Raw genomic sequence first — 19,877 nt, 5'->3', positions numbered from 1 at the left:
TTTTGCTGCCAAACATAATCATTCCCCTCAGATTGACACGAAAAAATCAATCGGCGAAGCCGGAGGAAACGACCCCTGTCGTCCTGGCGCGCTGACAGATCGTGTGGCAGGGATTACGGCTAAGGTGCCTATTACTAAAGTTACAAACTAAATCCGTACGTGTATAAGTGTTCGTAGAGCGCAGGCAAGGAATGACTGTCCAGTTTCTGGACAGCGGAGGCTCACACCCTGAATCGTTTGCCCGCCTCTTCCAGCGTCAGCGCAAGCCCTCGCAGATGCTGGGCTTCGCCCGCCATGGCCGAGATGGCCACGTTGTTCTGTTCGCTCATCTGTGCGATCTGTTCCACCGCCCGCGCAACCTCCTGGCTGGCCACCGTCTGCTCGCTGACCGATTCGGCGATGCCGGAAATGCCGTGTGCAGTCGAGGCAGCCGCCTCGGCGGCGCGGCCCAGCGCGGCCACCACCTGGGCCAGTTCGCTGCGCGAATTGCCGATGGCCTGCGCGCCGCGCTTCACGACATTGTCGACCCCGCCGGCCCGCTGTTCGAGCGTGCGGGTCACCTGTTCGATTTCCATCGCCGAGGACGCCGACTTCTCGGCCAGCTTGCGCACTTCGTCCGCCACGACGGCAAATCCGCGCCCCTGTTCGCCGGCGCGTGCGGCCTCGATTGCGGCATTCAGCGCCAGCAGATTGGTCTGGTCGGCGATGTCCTTGACCTGACGGGTCATGCTGCTGATGGTGCGTGTGCTGTCGACGAAGGCACCCGCTTCGCGTGCGATCTCGTCGACCACATGCGCCACTGAATCGAGCTCGCTACTGGCGGCATCGACCGCATGATGACCATGGCTGGCCTCGGTCCGGCTCGCGTCGGCATGCTTGCGCATGTCTTCAGCCCCATCCGACACGCTGTTGATGGAAACCGACAGCTCCTCGATGGTGGCGGCCATGGCGGACGCCGACTGGCTTTGCGTCGCCGAGGCATGGCTGATCTGCTGGGTGGCCGAGGCAAGCTTGAGCGTGGCGTCGCCGACCTCGCCGGCAGCCGATTTCACCTGCGCGATGAGCGCCGCCAGGCTGTCCGCCATCTGGTTGAAGCTGTCGGCAATCTCGCCGAACTCATCGCGCGATGCGACATGGACGCGAGCGGTGAGGTCACCCTCCGCCAGCTTGTGTCCGCCGGCGATGGTGTGCGCGATCGAGTCCTTCAGCGATGCATACAGTCCGAGCGCCATGTAGATGGAAAACAGCGCGGCCACACACACCCCGCTCAAGGTGAGCCACAACTCCCGCATCAACCGGGTACGGTGGCCATCGAGTATCGTGTCGAGCGCATCGAGCAAGGTGGTCGCCACCTTCTGCGACGCGTCCACGGGGCCGGTCGCGAGCTTGAACACATCGCCCGCCGGCATCGAGAACTGGCCTGACTGCACGCTGGATTCGATGGTGAGCGAGGCGATGGAAAAGCTGTCCCGCAAGGCCTCGATATCGACCGATGCGGCCGCCGCCGCGGTCGGCGCATGAGTCAGCACACGTTCGAGCACGCGATCCATCTGCGCGATCTGGCTGCGCGACAGGATGATCAGCGAGCCAAGTTCTGACGCAGCCTCAGGCGAGAGCGAGCCGGAGGCGACGATGGAGGACGCACGTCCGCGCAGACGACCGAGGTTCTCCATGGTCATCGGTGCGACCGATACCACGGCTTCCATCAGTGTGTAGCTGTCGGCATACGGATCGAAGCTGAGGCCCGAACTGTCGGCCACGACACGAAAGTCATTCAGCAGATTGTCGATCATCGCCGAATGCCGGCGGAAGTTGTCCAGCCCCGACGAACCCTGCATGAGCTGCCGGACCGACGTCCACTCGTCGCGCATGCGCGCGAGATTGGACGTCTGCTTCAGCAGATCCGGCGATGCGACGGCCAGTTTGTCCAGCGCCGCCAGCGACTGTTCGACGTCCGCCGCCTTGGCGTCCACCTTCCCGGCCAGCGAGGCGTCACCATTGAGCCAGGTGGAGGACAGGCCGCGGTGCTGCTGCACGGCCACCAAGGTGGCGATGAGCGAGCGGATATAGGCGGAGCCGGTGCGCTCGTTCTCCATCTGCTTGACCGCCTGCAGGCGGAAGCTGACCAGCACCGCGAACAAGACGACCATGGAAAGCAGAAGGATGCCGAGAACCAGCATCATTTTCGGCGCAAAGCGCAGGCGCGACATCAGGATGCGGGCGGGCGACAGCAGGGCATTCATGGGCGGTTACTCCGGGCTATGCAGGTTCAGGGCATATGCACGCTCGGTGGCGCGGCGTACTGCGCCACCTGGTGAAGGCACGTCTTCCGAATATTGATCTCGCAATCGTTTACGGTCAGGTCTGGTACAACTAAAGCGGCCATGGCGTGCGCTCCGGCCATTGGGCGGACACCGCGGAGCGGACTTTTCGCGCCGGCAACGCGCGCACGCCTCACGCCATGTAACCGATGCGGAACCCGCCCCACTGTCGCCCACCGACGTGGATGGGGGCGGAAATGTCGTGCACCACCTCGCCGGTATCGCGGCGGTAGGTCTGGATGAGCCAGGGCTGGTTGTGCTGGCCACAGCGCCGCCCGACCGGATCGTCGAAGATGCGCTTGGTGCGGTTGCCCACCATGTCCTTCTTCTCGTCGCCGGTCAGCGGCTGGCTGAAGCGCTTGTTGTGCGTCGGGAAGTAGCCCTTGCGGTCCACCGCGCCGGCGTAGATGACGGCGCGATCGCGGTCCAGAAATGGCTCCTGTATCGGCGGCAGCAGCCGGTCGGTCAATGCATCGAAGCGCGTGTGGTATTTGGTCGGCCGGGTGCCCGGAATGGCCTGGTAGTTTTCATCGAACAGGTCATCGAGCGTGATGTCGCCGCGTTTCACGGCGGCCTCCAGACAGGCACCGACCTCGGCCGCCCCCTGCATCACCAGCTCCGGCATGCGGGCATGCACGCCGACCGCCTCCTCGGCATAGCTGCCCAGCCGGAACACCTGTCCCAGCTCGATCAGATTGCTGGACAGCACATCCAGCCGCCCGACGTCGCGCGCGGTGGCAATCGAAATGTCCCGGTTCGACTCAGCCGTTTCGAGTATCTGCTCGACCCTCTGCCCGACCTGGCTTCCGAGTGCGGTGTTCTGACGCATGGCCTCGGTGGTTCCGCCTACGCGTTCCAGCGTGGCATCGGCACAGGAACGTATGTCTTCCAGGGTACGCACCGCTTCCGAAGTCAGCTCCGCGCCTCTGCGCGCATCCGCGGAACTGGCGTGAATGGCGGCCGCGGCATCCTGGGTATCGCGCTGGACCGACGAAATCATGGCGTCGATCTGGCCGGTGGATATCGCGGTACGTTCAGCCAGCTTGCGCACCTCGTCCGCGACCACGGCAAAACCGCGGCCTTGCTCGCCAGCCCGCGCCGCTTCGATCGCCGCGTTCAGCGCAAGCAGATTGGTCTGTTCCGCAATTTCGCGGATCACCTGCACCACGCCGCCGATTTCCTGGGAACGTCGCCCGAGTTGCTCGATACGCCGGGCGCTGTCGGACACGCTGGCCGCCAGCGCGGATATTTCGCGTGCCACGCGCCCCACGACATCGCTCCCCTGTTCGGACAGGCTGCGCGACCTGCGTGCATCCTCCAGCGTTTCGGCGGCCGAACGCACTGCATCATCCAGGCTTTGGGTCATGTTTCCGACATCGCCGTTCGCCGCGCGCGAGGCCTCGCACTGCTGCTCTGCCGCATCGGCCACCCGGCGGGCATCGCCACTCAGACCACCGCAGCTCTCCTGCAGTCGCTGCGATGTGAACAGCATCTTGGCCATGGCGGAGGCGAACTCCGACTGCAGCTTGTCATGCCAGTCGGCGAGACGGTGCAGCAGAGGATGCTTCTGCGCACCCAGACGCAAGGTCAGATCGCCAGACCTTCGTGCCGCGTCAATCCTGGAGAGCAGCGCTGCGAGAGGAAGTTCGAGCCGCCTGCGGACGACAAAGCCGGTCAGCGCACACAGGGCAGCAGACAAGGCGCACGCGATGGCCAGTGAAAGGACGGTAAGCGCGCCGCCCGCGAGAACCGAAGCGAGCACGTGGCCAGCCATGACGGCTGCCCAGATGAGCACCCATGACCATCCGATGCGGATGCTGCGCGGAAACGCTGCCATGCTCACCTCCCCCTGTCATCCGGCAAGCGGCCCTGCAAACCGTTGCGCGGAGCCTTGAATTGAACAGATTGTTCAAATACTTACGGCAAGAGGCGCGAGGAACTTTATGGCGGGATCGCGGCGGCCCCCAGGGTGCGCGGCCGCGGCTCCGTCGCGCATCAGATCACACTGAACAGCTTGTGGAAATTCGCGACCTCGATGACTTCGCGCACCGACTGCACGCAGTGGGCAAGCGTAATGTCGCAGTCGGCCGCACGAGCCTTGTCCCTGAGCATGAGCAGCATGCCGAGCGCCGAACTGTCCATGTATTCGACGGCGGACAGATCGAGCTCGATGTGACGGATATCGCCCTGCGCAAGCAGGCTTTCCGTGATTTCGCGGAAGTCGCGATGGGAAGAGAAATCGAAGCGGCCGCTCAGCGCGACACATGCGCTGTCAGCTTCGGTGGTGGTCCGTATGTCCATGAGGGAATCCATAAATCTCGAATCTCCGGCGGTCAGGCCTGGGCGACGATGCGGCGCCCCGCCTGCAGGGCAGCCATGATGCGGTCGGCGACCTGGGTGAGCGGCGCCACTTCACAGCAGCCGCCGATCTGGGCTGCTTCGCGCGGCATGCCATAGACCACGCAACTTTCCTGGTCTTGTCCTATCGTCCATGCGCCCGCGCGACGCATGGCGAGCATGCCCTGCGCGCCGTCCTTGCCCATTCCGGTCAGCAGCGCCGCGACGGCTCCCGAGCGCGCGTGCTGTGCGGCAGAATTGAACAGGATGTCCACCGCCGGACGATGTCTGTTGTAGGGCGGCGTCTGCAGAAGCTCGCACACATAGCCCGGGCCGGAGCGACGGATCTCCAGGTGCGAATGGCCGGGAGCGAGGTAGGCATGGCCGGGAAGTATGCGTTCCCCCTGCTCCGCCTCCTTCACGATCACGCGGGCCAGCGAATCCAGGCGACGGGCGAAGCTCGGCGTGAACATTTCCGGCATGTGCTGCACCATCACGATGCCCGGAACGTTTTCCGGCAGATGACAGAGCACCTCCTTGATCGCCTCTGTCCCCCCGGTGGACGCGCCGATGCAGATGATGCGATCGCCCCAGGCGCTGGTCGCGACCGGCGAGGACGGACCCGGACGCGCCAGCGCACTCGCGCCCGGAGAAGGGGACGGCGTGGGCACTCCCCGCATCACGCGCACGCGCGCGCTGTAGGCGGTCCGTATCTTTTCCTGGATTTCCTGGACATAGGCGGGAGGCAGTCCGGTCAGCGAGCCGCGGGGTTTGGTCACGAAATCGACGGCCCCAAGCTCGAGCGCCTGCAGCGTGGTTTCGGATCCCTGCGCAGTCTGGCTCGATATCATGACGACCGGCATCGGCCGCAGGCGCATCACTTTCTCGAGAAACTCGAGCCCGTTCATGTCGGGCATCTCGACGTCCAGAGTCATGACATCGGGCGCCAGATCCTTCACCTTCTGCCGGGCCACCGCAGCATCCGGCGCCGAACCCACCACCTCCATGTCGGGCGCGCCATTGATGATTTCTGCGAGGACGGCGCGCATCACGGCAGAGTCATCGACGACCAGTACCTTGATCTTCATGCCCAGCTCCTCCTGTGCATGCCGCGCTTGTGCAAGCCTGCCCGACGACGCACTCCACATACACCTGCCCCCATGGTCAGGTGAACAGTTCGATATCGCCGGACGCATCCTCGTGCACCAGCTTTTCCCGGTACGCCTGCTCGCGGCGGGCCAAAGTATGCAGGTCGGTGCGCGCCAGCTTCTTCATCAACACACGGCCACCCTGCGGAAAGAAATAGACCTTGCGCGCGTGCACGTCGAGCAGATCCTGCGCCAGAACCGGAATGCCCTCCCGGCTCAGGTAGTCGAGCACGAACTGCGCATTGCGCTCACCGACCTGCGAATGGCCAAGCAGCGACATGACTCGCCCTCCGCCGAACACCTTGGCGCGCAATGCGTGCCTGCGCGCCCCCGACTTGATCAGTTCGTTGATGAGCACTTCCATCGCGAAAGCACCATACCGGGCCGAGCGTCCGATCACATCGCCGGAGGCATCCGGCAGCATGAAGTGATTCATGCCGCCCAGGCCGGCCTCGCCATCGAGGATGCAGGCCGCAACACAGGAACCGAGCACGGTCACCAGCATCTTGTCGCGACTGACGAAGAACTCGCCCGGCAGTATCTTCACCGCAGCGCGCTCGAAGGTGCGATCGAAATAGTGCTGATCCGCCCTGTCATCCGGTACGACCGGTCCGCCTTCAGCGCCCCTGGTCAGCTCGCGCATAGACAGTGCGTCCCAGATTGCGGAAGAGGTCGACGGCATGCGAGAAGCTCTCGGAATGGCCGGCAAACAGAAGTCCCTCGGGGCGCAGCAGCGGCACATAGCGCTTCAGGATGCCGTACTGCGTGGGCTTGTCGAAATAGATCATCACGTTGCGACAGAATATGGCTTCCAGCGGCCCACGCACTGGCCAGTTCGGTTCGAGCAGGTTCACCCGTGTGAAGCGGATGAGCTTCTGCAGTTCCGGTCGCACCCTGACTTCGCCAGCCCGCGTTCCGGTGCCGCGCAGGAAATACTTGCGCACCAGTTCCGGCGACAGCCGTTCCACCCGCTCCTCGCCATAGGCGCCGGCCTGTCCGTGAGCAAGCACCTGGGTGTCGATGTCGGATGCGATGATTTCCACCGGAGGGTTCATCGATCCGTACAGTTCGCAGCAGGAGATGGCGATCGAGTAGGGTTCCTCACCGGTCGAGGCCGCACTGCACCAGATGCGCGCGCTCGGTTTGCCGAGCCGGGCCAGGTGGTCCTTCAGGATGTCGAAGTGATGCGACTCGCGGAAGAAGGAGGTCAGATTGGTGGTCAGCGAGTTGACGAAGGTTTCCCACTCGGTGCGGTCGTTGCGTTCGAGGCGCCGGATGTAGTCGGCGAAGGTGACATCGCCGGTCGCCCGCAGGCGGCGAGCAAGCCGGCTGTAGACCATGTCGAACTTGATGGGCGAAAGGGAGATGCCGGCGTACTGATGGATCATCTTCGCGATACGGTCGAAGTCCTCGCGCGTGAATGCGAATTCGCGATGCCCTTGCGCCAGCGTCTTGACCTCGGAAAGCTGGCGCGTCACTTCGGCTGCGTGGTGCGTCACCACGCTCGGTTTGCCAAGTGTAGTCATGATGGGCCCCCTGGCCGTCGTTGGCGTGCTGCGTTCAGTCATGTTCAGAACTCTTCCCATTCTTCGCCGATCTCGGGCAGCGGCAGGGTCGGGCCACGCACACCGCGCGAAGACACGCGAAAGCGCGGCTGCACCGGCATGTTGGCGGCTTCTCCCGAGGGCACGCGCGACGCGCCGGTGTATGCCGGGGCGCTCGCCGCGTCCTGTCCCAGCCTGAATCCACCGACCACCTTGAGCAGCGCGCGCGCCTGTTCCTCCAGACTCTCCGCCGACGCCGCAGCCTCCTCCACCAACGCCGCGTTCTGCTGCGTCACCCCGTCCATCTGGCTCACCGCCTGCGTCACCTGCGCTATCCCCGACGCCTGCTCCTGACTCGCCAGCGCAATGTCCGTCACCAGTCCCGTCACCTGACGGAAGCTCTCCACCACTCGCTCCATCGTCTCCCCGGCCTGCTCCACAAGCTTCGCACCACCATCCACCCGCTCCACCGAATCCGCGATCAAACCCTTGATCTCCTTCGCCGCCTGCGCACTGCGCTGCGCAAGACTTCTCACCTCGCTCGCAACCACCGCAAAACCCCGCCCCTGCTCTCCCGCCCGCGCAGCCTCCACCGCCGCGTTCAGCGCAAGGATGTTCGTCTGGAACGCGATCGAATCAATCACGCCTATGATGTCCGCGATCTTCCGGCTCGAACCCTGGATCTCTCCCATCGTCTCCACCACTCGACGCACCGTCTGCGCTCCACGCATCACCTCGTCGTTGCTCGACTGGCCCAGCGCATTCGCCTTCTGCGCACTCTCCGCGTTCTGCCTCACCGTCGCGTTCAGCTCCTCCATCGAACTGGCCGTCTCCTCCAGCGAACTCGCCTGTTCCTCCGTGCGCGAACTCAGGTCGCTGTTGCCCGCAGATATCTCCCGCGCCGCCGTGTTGATCGCCTCCGTCGCCTCCTTGATCCGCCCTACAACCTCCCGCAACTTCTCCACCGTCGTGTTCGTGTCATCCTTCAACTGTCCGAACATCCCTTCGTAATCGCGCTCGATCTTGCGGCTCAGATCCCCTCCCGCAACCGCATTCAGCACCGATGCAACATCCTCCAGACTGCCCGCAACCTGACCCACCAGCGCGTTCAGACCCTCCGACAGGTCCCGGAAAAATCCCTCCTTGCCATCAACCTCCAGACGGCTGACGAAATCGCCACGCGATGCCGCATCAACCAGCGCCGTAACCTCCTTCTGCAAACCAACCTCCCCGGTACGGTCCGTCCACTCCGCAACCATCCCCAATACCTCTCCTGCAGGGGAGACGATGCGCGTGGTGACCACATCGAAAATGTGGGCCCCGATTGCCAGCTCGCTCTGCTCGCCGCTGCCGTGGGCGCGCTTGCCACGGATGAATGCCGGATTGGCACACAGTGCCGACACATGGCTGCCCACGATGCGATCCACCGAGAAGCCCGGCACACTGGCACGGACATCGCCCTCGATACGACGCAGCGTGCGCAGCATCGCGTTGTTCGCATAGATCACCTCACCCCGCGCGTCGGCAATGCGCACATTGGTCGCAACCGCGTCCAGGGCCTGGCGGATGCGCAGATTCTCGTCGGCGACGCGGCGCTCTTCCGCCATATCCGCGCCAAGCTTGATCTTCATGGTCTTCATGCCATCGAGAATGGTCACCATTTCGTCGCTGCGCGAAGTATCGATATGGACATCGAGTCGTCCTTCCGCAAGGCGATTCACGATCGCCTTCACCTCCGTGATCGGCCTCATGATGGCGCGCAGCAGGAGCCAGGCGCTGAGCATGGCCATCAGTACGCCGAGCACGAGCAAGCCCGAAATCACGCCCAGGGAGGAGGACGAGTACGACCTCACCTTCTCGATCTCTTCACCTGCGACGCGTATCTGCAGATCGATCAGTTCGCTCACCTTGTCCGAAATCGGATCGATCACCGGATAGAGCTGGTTCGCGGTGAAGGCCGCAAGCGCTGCCGCATCCTTCGCCTTCAGTATGGCCTCAAGCCGCACGATGGCGGCATCGGCCGCCTGCATCAGCGGCATGGCCTGCGCAACCAGCGCCTTCTCCTCGTCCGTCAGGTGCGCCGCACGATAGGACGACCAGTTGCGCTCGATCGCTGAACGCGCATCCTCCAGATTGCGCAGCCCGCTCGCCGCATCGATGTTCCCGTTGCGCACCTTGTGCGCGCTATCGACGATGCTTACCGCGTACATGTCCGCCACCACCTTGAGCTGACGCGTGGGCAGGACGCGGTCCTGATAGACCCCCTTCAGCGCATCTTCGCCATGCTGCATGGCGTTCATGCCGACCAGGGCCATCACGGCCATGGCCAGACCCAGCATGGCCACGATGCTGAACATGCGGGCACGTATGCTCAGTCCGGCAAGGAAGCGGGCAGGCGAGAAAGTGGTCCTGACGACCTGTCCGTCGCGAAGGGCAAGACCGTGTGCCCGCCCTTCACGGAATGCCCGGTAGGCCGGCTCGACGTCGCGTATCTCTTCCGGTGTGGCACGGGTGCGCATGGACATGTAGCCGGTGATCTGGCCGTGCTCGAATACCGGGGTGGCATTCGCCATCACCCAGTAGTGGTCGCCGTTCTTGCAGCGGTTCTTGACCAGCCCGCTCCATGGCCGCCCGGCCTTCAGGCAGGACCACATGTCCGCAAAAGCCTCCGCAGGCATGTCCGGATGGCGGACGATGCTGTGTGGCTGACCGACCAGTTCGCTCTCTGAAAATCCGCTGACGGTGATGAAATCCTGATTGGCGTAGGTGATGCGCCCCTGCAGGTCGGTACGCGACACCAGGTGGTCCGATTCGCTCAGCACGCGTTCCTGACCGGTCACCGTCGAGTTCTGTTGCATGTCCAGCATCCTTTCCACTGCCTTCTAGGCGTTGGCGGCAGCACGCCGCATCGCGTCATGTCTCTTCGAAACGGGCGCCGCAGCAAGCCTGAATCCACCGACCACCTTGAGCAGCGCGCGCGCCTGTTCCTCCAGACTCTCCGCCGACGCCGCAGCCTCCTCCACCAACGCCGCGTTCTGCTGCGTCACCCCGTCCATCTGGCTCACCGCCTGCGTCACCTGCGCTATCCCCGACGCCTGCTCCTGACTCGCCAGCGCAATGTCCGTCACCAGTCCCGTCACCTGACGGAAGCTCTCCACCACTCGCTCCATCGTCTCCCCGGCCTGCTCCACAAGCTTCGCACCACCATCCACCCGCTCCACCGAATCCGCGATCAAACCCTTGATCTCCTTCGCCGCCTGCGCACTGCGCTGCGCAAGACTTCTCACCTCGCTCGCAACCACCGCAAAACCCCGCCCCTGCTCTCCCGCCCGCGCAGCCTCCACCGCCGCGTTCAGCGCAAGGATGTTCGTCTGGAACGCGATCGAATCAATCACGCCTATGATGTCCGCGATCTTCCGGCTCGAACCCTGGATCTCTCCCATCGTCTCCACCACTCGACGCACCGTCTGCGCTCCACGCATCACCTCGTCGTTGCTCGACTGGCCCAGCGCATTCGCCTTCTGCGCACTCTCCGCGTTCTGCCTCACCGTCGCGTTCAGCTCCTCCATCGAACTGGCCGTCTCCTCCAGCGAACTCGCCTGTTCCTCCGTGCGCGAACTCAGGTCGCTGTTGCCCGCAGATATCTCCCGCGCCGCCGTGTTGATCGCCTCCGTCGCCTCCTTGATCCGCCCTACAACCTCCCGCAACTTCTCCACCGTCGTGTTCGTGTCATCCTTCAACTGTCCGAACATCCCTTCGTAATCGCGCTCGATCTTGCGGCTCAGATCCCCTCCCGCAACCGCATTCAGCACCGATGCAACATCCTCCAGACTGCCCGCAACCTGACCCACCAGCGCGTTCAGACCCTCCGACAGGTCCCGGAAAAATCCCTCCTTGCCATCAACCTCCAGACGGCTGACGAAATCGCCACGCGATGCCGCATCAACCAGCGCCGTAACCTCCTTCTGCAAACCAACCTCCCCGGTACGGTCCGTCCACTCCGCAACCATCCCCAATACCTCTCCTGCAGGGGATTTCACTGGCGTCGTGATCACGTGGAAGACATGAGGTCCGATGTGCAACACGCTGCGCTCGCCCCTGCCGAGCGCCTCGCGCGTGCGGACGAAATCAGGGTTGTTGCAGAGCATGGACACATCGCATTCGAGCAGGCGATCGGCCGAGAACTGCGGAACCTGCCTGCGGATGTCCGGTTCGATGCGGCGGACGGTTCGCATCATCGCGTCGTTGGCATAGATGACCGTGCCGCGTGCATCGGCGATGCGTACATTGGTGTGCACAAAATCCAGGGCCGTGCGGATGCGCAGATTCTCGGCGGCGATCCGCCTTTCCTGTTCGATACGGACGGCCAGATCGTTGCGCATGCGTTCGAGTGCCGCGAGCAACCGGCCGATTTCGTCCTGCTCTCCGGCTTCGATGCGTCGGTCCAGAACACCGGACGAAATATCCTGGGCGTGCGCGCCTGCAATGTGAAGGCGCCGCGCGACCGCAAGACCCAGGCGATAGCCGGTCAGACTGATGGCAAGGCCGATGGCCAGCGCGATGGCTGTGGCAATCCAGACTTCGCGCACCAGGGTGTCGGACAGGTCACGCGTATTCACCTCGCTGCCCAGTGTCCAGTCCCAGGGTTCGAACACCTGCGTGTCGGTGGTCATGCCATCGCTGCGCGTGACAAGCGATTGCGCGGGTTGGCCAACGAGGTCGGGACGCGTGGAATGGAGCAGCACCCGGGACGCCCCGTCGCTCACCCAGAGACCACTGGCCCGCTCGCGTGAAAGAGCGCCCAGCATCGCCAGCGCCTGCATCTGCGCGTCCTGTCGGCCAAGCTGGCCCGTGACCACGCGATGCCGGAAATCGTGCAGAAGGTTGACCGCCGCCGCGACGCGATCGCGCGCCACCGCCTGCCGGTCCTCGAACATATTCGTACGCATCGCCGACAGCAGGACGATCGCCTGCAGGACGATGCCGGACACCGCGACGGCAACGATCCAGAACAGTTTCCGGCGCACGGAAGGACGGGATCCCAACCCGTCCGGCAGGGTCCTTTCGCTCGTCACGGCCGCTCTCCGGCACTTGTACCCTCGTCGCTCAGCGCCATCTCCGGCGCCAGCATGAGCTTCTCGATATCGACCACGATGAGCATGCGATCATCGTATGTGGCCAGACCGTGGATATAGCGCGTATCAAGACGGGACGAGAACTCGGGGGCGGGAAGGACGTCGGCATGGGCCAGCGCCATCACGTCGGATACGGCGTCGACCACCATACCGACGATACGCCCGCCCAGATTCAGGATGATGGTCACCGTGAACGGCGTGTACTCGACAAGGCCGACACCGAACTTGATGCGCAGGTCGACCACCGGGACGATGAGGCCCCGCAGGTTGATCACACCCTTGATGAAAGCCGGTGCGTGAGCAATGCCGGTGACCGCGTCGTAACCGCGGATCTCCTGCACCTTGAGTATATCGATCGCATATTCCTCTTCGCCAAGCCTGAAAGTGAGGTATTCGCTGCTGGCCCCGTCGCGCACTGCGGCGTCCGAACGCAGCGTCGGCATGTTCACCACTTCCGTCATCGATCGCCCCCTCCCCGGAGCATGTCGTCCGGCACGGGCGCAGGTTGAATACCCTGCCGACCCACTCCGTCGATGTCGGAATTAACGGCGGCGGCGAATCCGCCTTGAGAGAGACAGCTCCCCGTCAGGCCGCCACGGTAAGCAGATGGCGCGCCGACTGGACCAGGAAGGGCACATCGAGGATGAGACCGACATGGCCGTCCCCCATGATGGTGGCGCCGGATATGCCCGGTACCTTGCGATAGTTGGCTTCAAGGCTTTTGATCACCACCTGGTGCTGACCCAGAAGTTCGTCGACGCTGAGCGCGATCTTCTCGCCATCGGACTCCAGGATGACCAGTATCCCGGCACTGCCGCCGGCATCCTTTCCCATGGCGGTGCTCAGGGGAAGCACCGTCAGGAACTCGTTGCGCACCTGCACCAGGCGTTGCTCCCCTCCCACGCTCTTGATCATGGACGGCTCCGGCTGCAGCGATTCGACCACGTGATTGAGCGGAACGATGTAGGTGTCGCTGCCCACGCCCACCGACATGCCATCGAGAATGGCGAGCGTGAGCGGCAGGCGGACCGTCATGCGGGTGCCGCTGCCAGGCAGGGAATCGATATCGATGCGGCCGCCCATCGAGGTGATGTTGCGCTTCACGACATCCATGCCGACACCGCGGCCGGACACCTCGGTCACCGCCTCCGCAGTCGAGAAGCCGGCCTCGAAAATCAGCGACCACACCTCCTGGTCGCTCAGATTGTCGCCTGCTGGCAGTTCCCGCTCGCGTGCCTTGGCGAGGATGCGTTCCCGATTCAGACCGGCCCCGTCATCGATGACCTCCACCACGATATGCCCGCTCTGATGGAAAGCCTTGAGCGTGATCGTGCCTTCGCGCGGCTTTCCTGCGGCCTCTCTGATGTCCGGTCCTTCTATGCCGTGATCCAGACTGTTGCGGACAAGATGGGTCAACGGATCCGCCAGACGTTCGATGAGGCCACGATCCAGTTCGGTCGATTCGCCTTCCAGCACCAGTCTGACCTGCTTGCCCAGCTTCTGCGACAGGTCTCGGACGACGCGCGGAAAGCGCGAGAACACCATGGAGATCGGCAACATGCGGATGGACATGACCGACGCCTGCAGGTCACGGGTATTGCGCTCCAGTTGCTGCACGCCATTGAGCAGGCGTTCGAAGGCCACCGGGTCCAGCGTCGACGAGGCGGATGCCAGCATGGCTTGCGTGATCACGAGTTCGCCCACCAGATTGATGATCTGGTCAACCTTGTCCACACCGACTCTTATCGACGCATCGGCCGCGGACGAACTGCGCCCCGGGCGTGTCGGGCGTTCGTCGCCGGCAGGCGGCGCCGGACGGACTGCAGGAAGCACCGGCAGTTCGGCGGACGAACCGTTCAGCGGCTCGAAGAAGCCATAGCCCGGATCGACGTCGCCCGCTGGAACACCTGGCGCATCGTCAAAAAAGCCGAACCCGTCATCGCTGCCGGCCGGCGCCGGCGGCTGCTCGAACAGGCCCCACCCTGCGTCGTCCTCGTCTGCAATCAGGCGGAAACTTCCCGCCTGCGCGGCGAATTCGACGATGTCTCGCAGCAGGCCGGCATCGGTGCCGGCAGCGGCTCGTCCGTGCCAGCCGCCGCCGTCGGCGACCTCCGGTCCGGTCACGGTCAGGCCGCGTGCGCAGAACTCGGCACACATATTGGCCACCACCGCCGCGGGATCCGGACAGTCCGCCGGCAGATCGAAGGCAAAGTGCGTTGCCGCCGTGCCGACCTTGTCGTCGCCCTTCGGCGGGCTCTCGAGATAGAGCGCTCTCAGCCGCACACATACGCGTGCAGTGCGCGGCAGGTCGGCGCTGCCCTCGCCGCGATGGGCGGCCAGCAGATGGCGCAGCAGGTCTCCGGCCTCGATCGAGGCGTCGACGATGTCCGCGTTCATCGCAAGGTCGTGCTTGCGCACGCGATCAAGCAGGGTCTCCAGCTCGTGGGTCACATCGGCCAGATCCTGAAAGCCGAAAGTACCCGCGCTGCCCTTGATCGAGTGCGCGGCACGGAATATCGCATTCATCTGTTCGTCATCGATCCGCGCAAGATCGATGTCGAGCAGCATCCGTTCCATGTTCTCCAGGTGCTCCGCGGTTTCCTCGAAGAACACCTGGTAGAACTGGCTCATGTCGACGGCCATCGCTGTGCTCCGGGCGGATGCGTCGTCAGCCGATCACCTTGCGCACCACCTCGACCAGCTTCTGCGGATCGAAGGGCTTGACCAGCCAGCCGGTCGCGCCGGCTGCCCGCCCTTGCGCCTTCATCGCATCGGACGATTCGGTCGTCAGCATCAGGATGGGCACCGTCTTGTACTGCGCCATCGCACGCAGGCCCCGTATGACCGCCAACCCGTCGAGCCTCGGCATGTTCTGGTCGGTCAGCACCAGATGCACCGGCTGCCGCTTCGCCTTCTCCAGGCCGTCTTCCCCGTCCACCGCCTCGATCACGTCGTAGCCGGAGTTTTTCAGTGTGAACGACACCATCTGCCGGATGGAAGCCGAATCGTCTATTGCCAGTACCGTCTTTGCCATGGCCTCTTTCCTTCAGAACAGTTCAATCTCGCCTTCCCGGTAGCTGCTGTGCCGTACCGGGTTGCTTCCGTTCACTATCGTCAGCTGTTCCAGCGCCGCATTCACCTTGTCCACCCGCTCCTGCGACAGCACACCGCCGGCCGCGCAACGGCACAGTTCCTTCACGCTGCGCATCAGGGCGTCGATCGAATCGATGCGCCGCTGCACGTGGCCGAGCAGTTGGGCCGTCATGTCCTGGAACTGCAGTGACTTGACCGCCTCGGCGACCGCGGAATCGACACGGCCGACGGACGCTCCCAAGGTTTCGATGGACATCCGCCGTTTCTCGTGCAGCGCTTCCAGGCTCATCACCACCTGCTGCACGCGCGCTTTCGATTCGAGCGCGAAGGTCATGTCCTGACCCGCCATCTCGGCCAGAGCAGCTTCGGCCAGTTGCACGCACTCGAGTACGCGACCCACTCGTTCCACGATCTGCTGGTTGAATTCGTCGGTGCGCCCCGACAGATTGCGGACCTCGTCCGCCACCACCGCGAATCCGCGCCCCGCCTCACCCGCGCGCGCGGCCTCGATGGCCGCATTGAGCGCGAGCAGATTGGTCTGCCGTGAAATGCCGGTGATCTCGTCGAGCAGGTTGCGCACCCCATGAGTCTCGCGCGCGATGCCCTCGGTCAGTTCGACCAGATGCATGCTCAGCTTGCTGTTGTGAAGCACGCCGTCGACCACCTTCTGCATGGTGTCCGAGGTTTCATTGACGAAGCCCTCGAAATCGAACTTCTCGCCATCACCACCGCTGAGCGCCAATGCGGTTTCGCGCTGCGTCGTCGTTTCGCCGAGCATGTTCTGGAAGCTGTCCATCAGACCGGAAATGGCCTCGCGCAGAAGGATCTGTACGCGCGAAAGCTCCTCGTTCATGTGCAGGCACTGCGACTGCACCGACTCGGAGGAGCCGATCACCCATTGGTGACCGCCATCGGCGGCGGGGGGACTGCCCTGACTGTCGGTTGCGTCGACAACAGCGACCGTGCTGCGCCTCGCAGCCGCGAACAGCACGAGCGTCCACACGGCGCAGGCAAAGAGGAGCACGAGGACGGGATGGATGCGCAGATCGGGCAGCAACACACCGACGACCAGGGCGCCCATCATGGATATCGCCCAGGAAACCGCCATGGGCCGGATACCGGTGTTCATGGGTGACGAATGCAGATGAAGGATGCGACAAGCCCGTTATCGGCCGCAGGCCTGTCAGCTTGAATGCCGGCCGTATGGCACCCGCCGCATACCTGGATTTCCATGACATCCGCGCCTGCGGAACGATCGATGATGCTCACGGTGGAGTCACCGCGCCGCGAGCCCCGGCAACATCCTCGACGTCAACCGTCTGGCCGTCGGCGAGGAATGCCTCCTCGGTCGCGCGGTTCAGCACGACAATGCTGATGCGGCGATTGATCGGATTGAACGGATCATCCTTGTCGAACGGCACGATGGAACTCATGCCGACCACCCGCAGCACCTTGTCGGGATCCATGCCACCGGCGATGAGCTCTCGTCTCGACGCGTTGGCGCGGTTGGCCGACAGTTCCCAGTTGGAGAAGCCGCCAAGGCCGCCAGCGAACGGCGCAGCATCGGTATGGCCGGACAGGAACACCTTGTTCTGCACCTGATTCAGTATCAGGCCGATCTCGCGCAGTATCACCCGGGTGTAAGGCTGGAGCTGGTCGCTTGCCGACGCGAACATCGGCCTGTTCTGTTCGTCGACGATCTGTATGCGCAACCCCTCCGCGGTGACATCGAGCATGAGCTGGTTACGGAAGGGCCGCAGATCCGGATTGGCTTCGATGCGCGCTTCGATCTGGCTCTTCAGTTCGTTGAGCTTGATGCGTTCGAGCCGCTGCAGTTCCTCCTTCTCCTTGCGCATCTGGTTCTCGTCCGCACTCGAATTGGCATTGACCGTTCGGCGTTGCGCCTCGACCTGACCATGCTTCACCTGACCGGCCTGGCGCGTCAGATCCTGACCGCCGCCCTGGAGCACGCTGGAACTGTCTCCCGAACCTGCGCCGCCCGCGCTTTGCGCCACCCGCAAGGGATTCTCGAAAAACTCCGCGATGCCTTCGAGATCGCCCTGTGACGTCGAGCCGAGCAGCCACATCAACAGAAAGAAGGCCATCATCGCGGTCACGAAGTCGGCATAGGCGATTTTCCAGGCGCCGCCATGAGCGCCGCCGCCGCCCTTCTTGATCTTCTTGACGATGATGGGCTGCTGGGTGTCGTCAGCCATGTGCGCTCACCTGCCTGTGCGTTCGTGCCGGAAACCGCGGGCCTACTTGCCCTTGCGGCTCTTCACTTCCTCTTCCAGCTCCTTGAAGCTGGGGCGGTCGGGCGAGAACAGCACCTTGCGGCCGAACTCGATCGCCACCTGGGGGGCATAGCCATTCATGCTGGCAAGCAGCACCACCTTCATGCATTCGTAGATCTTGCCGCCCTCTTCCATCTTCTGTTCGAGCTGTGAAGCGATAGGTGCAACGAAGCCATAGGACAGCAGGATGCCGAGGAAGGTACCCACCAGTGCGCCACCGATCATCTTGCCCAGCACCGCCGGCGGCTGACCGACCGAGCCCATCACGTTCACCACCCCCATCACCGCGACCACGATACCGAAGGCGGGCACACCATCCGCCATCTTGGACACACAATGCACCGCCACATGCTGTTCGGCATGATGGGTTTCGATCTCCGCATCCATGAGGTCGGCGATCTCGAACGCATTCAGATTGCCGCCCACCATCATGCGCAGGTAGTCGGTCAGAAAATCGACCGCGTGATGATCCGCAAGGAAGTTCGGATATTTCGAGAAGATGGGGCTGGACTCGGGGTTCTCGACATCGGCCTCGATGGACATCAGGCCTTCCTTGCGGACCTTGGCGAGAATTTCATACATCATCGCCAGCACATCCATGTAGAAGGCCTTGTTGTAGGCCGACCCCTTGAACACCGTGGGCAGGGCAGCGACTGTCGCCTTGATTGCGGGCATGCCGTTGCCGGCAACAAAGCCACCTATCATGAGGCCGAAGATGGCGACATACTCTGCCGGCACCCAAAGGGCGGCCAGGCTGCCGTGCAGTGCATAGGTGCCGACCGATGCTGCGAGAATGATCACGTAGCCGATGATCAGAAACATGGGCTTTCCCTGTCGTTAGACGGATTTTCAGGCGATCCGCTTGTGCCTGCCTGTTGGTCTAACGGCACCGCCCGGGGAAACTTGACGGCCCCGCACCGCACGCATTCCGGGTTGCCGGCCGCACAAAAAAAAGCCGCCGCGGGTTGCCCCGTGGCGGCGAGCCCCTCGCTTGCGCAAGGAGGAGGTCAGACAGGAGAAAGACCGGAAACCGGATCAGGCGGCTATCAGCGCCTCGCGCGCGCGCCGCGTCTTGCCGGCACGAGCGGGAATGTTGCACAGGCCGCAGACATAGCTGGCCTTGGGATCGTAGGCATGTGTCACGAAGTGGCCACCGCAGCAGGTGCATTCCGTCTGCTGCAGCAGACGGGCATCGAAGAAGCGGACCAGGGTCCACGCGCGGGTCAGGCTCAACACCTCTTCCATGCCGTGCGTCTGGACATGCTCCTGATAAAGCTTGAATGCCTTGACGATGCAGTCGAGCTGCTTGAGCGACGTGTTCTGCTTGAAGAAACTGAAGAAGGCCATGAACAGCGAGGCATGGGTGTTCGGCTGCCAGGTCATGAACCAGTCGGTCGAGAACGGCAGCATGCCCTTGGGCGGGGAGACACCTTTCACTTCCTTGTACAGCTTGAGCAGGCGCTCGCGCGAAAGATGGGTTTCTGCCTCCAGCAACTGCAGGCGCGCGCCCAGCTGGATGAGGTTGACCGCGAGTGCGATTTCGCGACCTTCGGAAACGATGCTCTTGTTCTTCATGACCGTAGCTCCGTGCGCGTGGGGATCAGGACACCGCTTCGACCGGCTGCGAGCAGGCCAGAATGGTGGCGTGAAGATGGGAGGTCGTCGCTTCGCGGCCATGGCTGGACAGCAGGCCAAGCAGCACCCGATCATCGAAGCGCAGTCGACACAGCATCATGTTGGCGCTGGCCATCTTGAGAACCTGGGCCGGTGACAGGGACTCGATCATGGCGGCGACTTCCTCGCTGACACCGAGGCGGAACATCGCCGCATCGCGATCTTCGCGGATCATCTGCTGCGCAAGCATCAGATATGCGAGGTTCAATTCGCGGATTTCGTTGAGCAAGCCCGTGTTCTTCATGTCTCTGACCCTCCTTTGATCCAGACGCGCAGTGCGTCTGTGTATGGAGGCATTGTGCCGAGCAGGGAGGCGACGCCCAATCAGGCG

The 19,877-nt window shown here is 63.5% G+C and carries 16 protein-coding genes and 1 pseudogene; all 17 read right to left on the bottom strand.

The window, feature by feature from the left end; translation table 11 throughout:
- Nucleotides 1–221 precede the first annotated feature (221 nt).
- The 17 genes and pseudogenes from A3Q7_RS0100795 to flhD all read right to left on the bottom strand — a co-directional run bounded on the left by A3Q7_RS0100795 (nt 222) and on the right by flhD (nt 19,790).
- On the bottom strand, nt 222–2,243 hold the full coding sequence (locus A3Q7_RS0100795) for a methyl-accepting chemotaxis protein (RefSeq protein WP_018409941.1): 2,022 nt from the start codon (nt 2,241–2,243) through the stop codon (nt 222–224).
- Nucleotides 2,244–2,454: 211 nt separating this feature from the next.
- Nucleotides 2,455–4,158, bottom strand: a complete 1,704-nt coding sequence (locus A3Q7_RS0100790) for a methyl-accepting chemotaxis protein (RefSeq protein WP_018409940.1) — start codon at nt 4,156–4,158, stop codon at nt 2,455–2,457.
- Nucleotides 4,159–4,316: 158 nt separating this feature from the next.
- Nucleotides 4,317–4,622: an STAS domain-containing protein gene (locus tag A3Q7_RS0100785; RefSeq protein WP_018409939.1), complete on the bottom strand. Its 306-nt coding sequence runs from the start codon at nt 4,620–4,622 to the stop codon at nt 4,317–4,319.
- Between the two features lie 32 nt (nt 4,623–4,654).
- The gene (locus tag A3Q7_RS0100780; protein WP_018409938.1) at nt 4,655–5,746 is read right to left on the bottom strand and encodes a protein-glutamate methylesterase/protein-glutamine glutaminase; all 1,092 of its coding nucleotides are present in this window, start codon (nt 5,744–5,746) and stop codon (nt 4,655–4,657) included.
- Between the two features lie 76 nt (nt 5,747–5,822).
- On the bottom strand, nt 5,823–6,449 hold the full coding sequence (gene cheD, locus A3Q7_RS0100775) for a chemoreceptor glutamine deamidase CheD (RefSeq protein ID WP_018409937.1): 627 nt from the start codon (nt 6,447–6,449) through the stop codon (nt 5,823–5,825).
- Nucleotides 6,424–7,332 (bottom strand): CheR family methyltransferase, encoded by a 909-nt coding sequence (locus A3Q7_RS0100770; RefSeq protein WP_026224334.1) that lies wholly within the window; start codon nt 7,330–7,332, stop codon nt 6,424–6,426. Before A3Q7_RS0100770 ends, cheD begins: the two co-directional genes overlap by 26 nt.
- A gap of 44 nt (nt 7,333–7,376) precedes the next feature.
- On the bottom strand, nt 7,377–10,208 hold the full coding sequence (locus A3Q7_RS0100765) for a methyl-accepting chemotaxis protein (RefSeq protein WP_026224333.1): 2,832 nt from the start codon (nt 10,206–10,208) through the stop codon (nt 7,377–7,379).
- A 24-nt stretch (nt 10,209–10,232) separates the two neighbouring features.
- Nucleotides 10,233–12,425: a methyl-accepting chemotaxis protein gene (locus A3Q7_RS19090; RefSeq protein WP_232417760.1), complete on the bottom strand. Its 2,193-nt coding sequence runs from the start codon at nt 12,423–12,425 to the stop codon at nt 10,233–10,235.
- Complete coding sequence (locus A3Q7_RS0100755; protein ID WP_232417758.1) at nt 12,422–12,928, bottom strand: chemotaxis protein CheW; 507 nt, start codon at nt 12,926–12,928, stop codon at nt 12,422–12,424. The genes A3Q7_RS19090 and A3Q7_RS0100755 overlap by 4 nt, the downstream gene beginning before the upstream one ends.
- Before the next feature lie 142 nt (nt 12,929–13,070).
- Nucleotides 13,071–15,128: a chemotaxis protein CheW gene (locus tag A3Q7_RS0100750; protein ID WP_018409932.1), complete on the bottom strand. Its 2,058-nt coding sequence runs from the start codon at nt 15,126–15,128 to the stop codon at nt 13,071–13,073.
- Between the two features lie 25 nt (nt 15,129–15,153).
- Nucleotides 15,154–15,519, bottom strand: coding sequence for a response regulator (locus A3Q7_RS0100745; protein ID WP_018409931.1), 366 nt, complete (start codon nt 15,517–15,519; stop codon nt 15,154–15,156).
- Between the two features lie 12 nt (nt 15,520–15,531).
- Nucleotides 15,532–16,146 (bottom strand): annotated as a pseudogene (locus A3Q7_RS21340) (methyl-accepting chemotaxis protein); the annotation flags it as partial.
- Between the two features lie 557 nt (nt 16,147–16,703).
- Entirely contained in the window at nt 16,704–16,847 is a 144-nt protein-coding gene (locus A3Q7_RS20715; protein ID WP_157278042.1) for a hypothetical protein, read from the bottom strand.
- Nucleotides 16,844–17,794: a flagellar motor protein MotB gene (motB, locus tag A3Q7_RS0100735; RefSeq protein WP_018409929.1), complete on the bottom strand. Its 951-nt coding sequence runs from the start codon at nt 17,792–17,794 to the stop codon at nt 16,844–16,846. The genes A3Q7_RS20715 and motB overlap by 4 nt, the downstream gene beginning before the upstream one ends.
- A gap of 42 nt (nt 17,795–17,836) precedes the next feature.
- The gene (motA, locus tag A3Q7_RS0100730; protein ID WP_018409928.1) at nt 17,837–18,694 is read right to left on the bottom strand and encodes a flagellar motor stator protein MotA; all 858 of its coding nucleotides are present in this window, start codon (nt 18,692–18,694) and stop codon (nt 17,837–17,839) included.
- Nucleotides 18,695–18,907: 213 nt separating this feature from the next.
- Nucleotides 18,908–19,447 (bottom strand): flagellar transcriptional regulator FlhC, encoded by a 540-nt coding sequence (gene flhC, locus A3Q7_RS0100725; protein ID WP_018409927.1) that lies wholly within the window; start codon nt 19,445–19,447, stop codon nt 18,908–18,910.
- A gap of 25 nt (nt 19,448–19,472) precedes the next feature.
- Nucleotides 19,473–19,790 (bottom strand): flagellar transcriptional regulator FlhD, encoded by a 318-nt coding sequence (flhD, locus tag A3Q7_RS0100720; RefSeq protein WP_018409926.1) that lies wholly within the window; start codon nt 19,788–19,790, stop codon nt 19,473–19,475.
- Nucleotides 19,791–19,877 lie beyond the last annotated feature (87 nt).

This window comes from Methyloversatilis thermotolerans, assembly GCF_000372885.1.
Lineage (GTDB): Bacteria > Pseudomonadota > Gammaproteobacteria > Burkholderiales > Rhodocyclaceae > Methyloversatilis > Methyloversatilis thermotolerans.
This window is presented reverse-complemented; position numbering and strand designations above follow the sequence as displayed.

What these genes read in the sequence shown, in the direction of transcription:
- A3Q7_RS0100795 (WP_018409941.1), bottom strand. Translation starts at nt 2,243, where the DNA reads ATGAATGCCCTGCTGTCGCCCGCCCGCATCCTGATGTCGCGCCTGCGC.
- A3Q7_RS0100790 (WP_018409940.1), bottom strand. Translation starts at nt 4,158, where the DNA reads ATGGCAGCGTTTCCGCGCAGCATCCGCATCGGATGGTCATGGGTGCTC.
- A3Q7_RS0100785 (WP_018409939.1), bottom strand. Translation starts at nt 4,622, where the DNA reads ATGGACATACGGACCACCACCGAAGCTGACAGCGCATGTGTCGCGCTG.
- A3Q7_RS0100780 (WP_018409938.1), bottom strand. Translation starts at nt 5,746, where the DNA reads ATGAAGATCAAGGTACTGGTCGTCGATGACTCTGCCGTGATGCGCGCC.
- cheD (WP_018409937.1), bottom strand. Translation starts at nt 6,449, where the DNA reads ATGCGCGAGCTGACCAGGGGCGCTGAAGGCGGACCGGTCGTACCGGAT.
- A3Q7_RS0100770 (WP_026224334.1), bottom strand. Translation starts at nt 7,332, where the DNA reads ATGACTACACTTGGCAAACCGAGCGTGGTGACGCACCACGCAGCCGAA.
- A3Q7_RS0100765 (WP_026224333.1), bottom strand. Translation starts at nt 10,208, where the DNA reads ATGCAACAGAACTCGACGGTGACCGGTCAGGAACGCGTGCTGAGCGAA.
- A3Q7_RS0100755 (WP_232417758.1), bottom strand. Translation starts at nt 12,928, where the DNA reads ATGCCGACGCTGCGTTCGGACGCCGCAGTGCGCGACGGGGCCAGCAGC.
- A3Q7_RS0100750 (WP_018409932.1), bottom strand. Translation starts at nt 15,128, where the DNA reads ATGGCCGTCGACATGAGCCAGTTCTACCAGGTGTTCTTCGAGGAAACC.
- A3Q7_RS0100745 (WP_018409931.1), bottom strand. Translation starts at nt 15,519, where the DNA reads ATGGCAAAGACGGTACTGGCAATAGACGATTCGGCTTCCATCCGGCAG.
- motB (WP_018409929.1), bottom strand. Translation starts at nt 17,794, where the DNA reads ATGGCTGACGACACCCAGCAGCCCATCATCGTCAAGAAGATCAAGAAG.
- motA (WP_018409928.1), bottom strand. Translation starts at nt 18,694, where the DNA reads ATGTTTCTGATCATCGGCTACGTGATCATTCTCGCAGCATCGGTCGGC.
- flhC (WP_018409927.1), bottom strand. Translation starts at nt 19,447, where the DNA reads ATGAAGAACAAGAGCATCGTTTCCGAAGGTCGCGAAATCGCACTCGCG.
- flhD (WP_018409926.1), bottom strand. Translation starts at nt 19,790, where the DNA reads ATGAAGAACACGGGCTTGCTCAACGAAATCCGCGAATTGAACCTCGCA.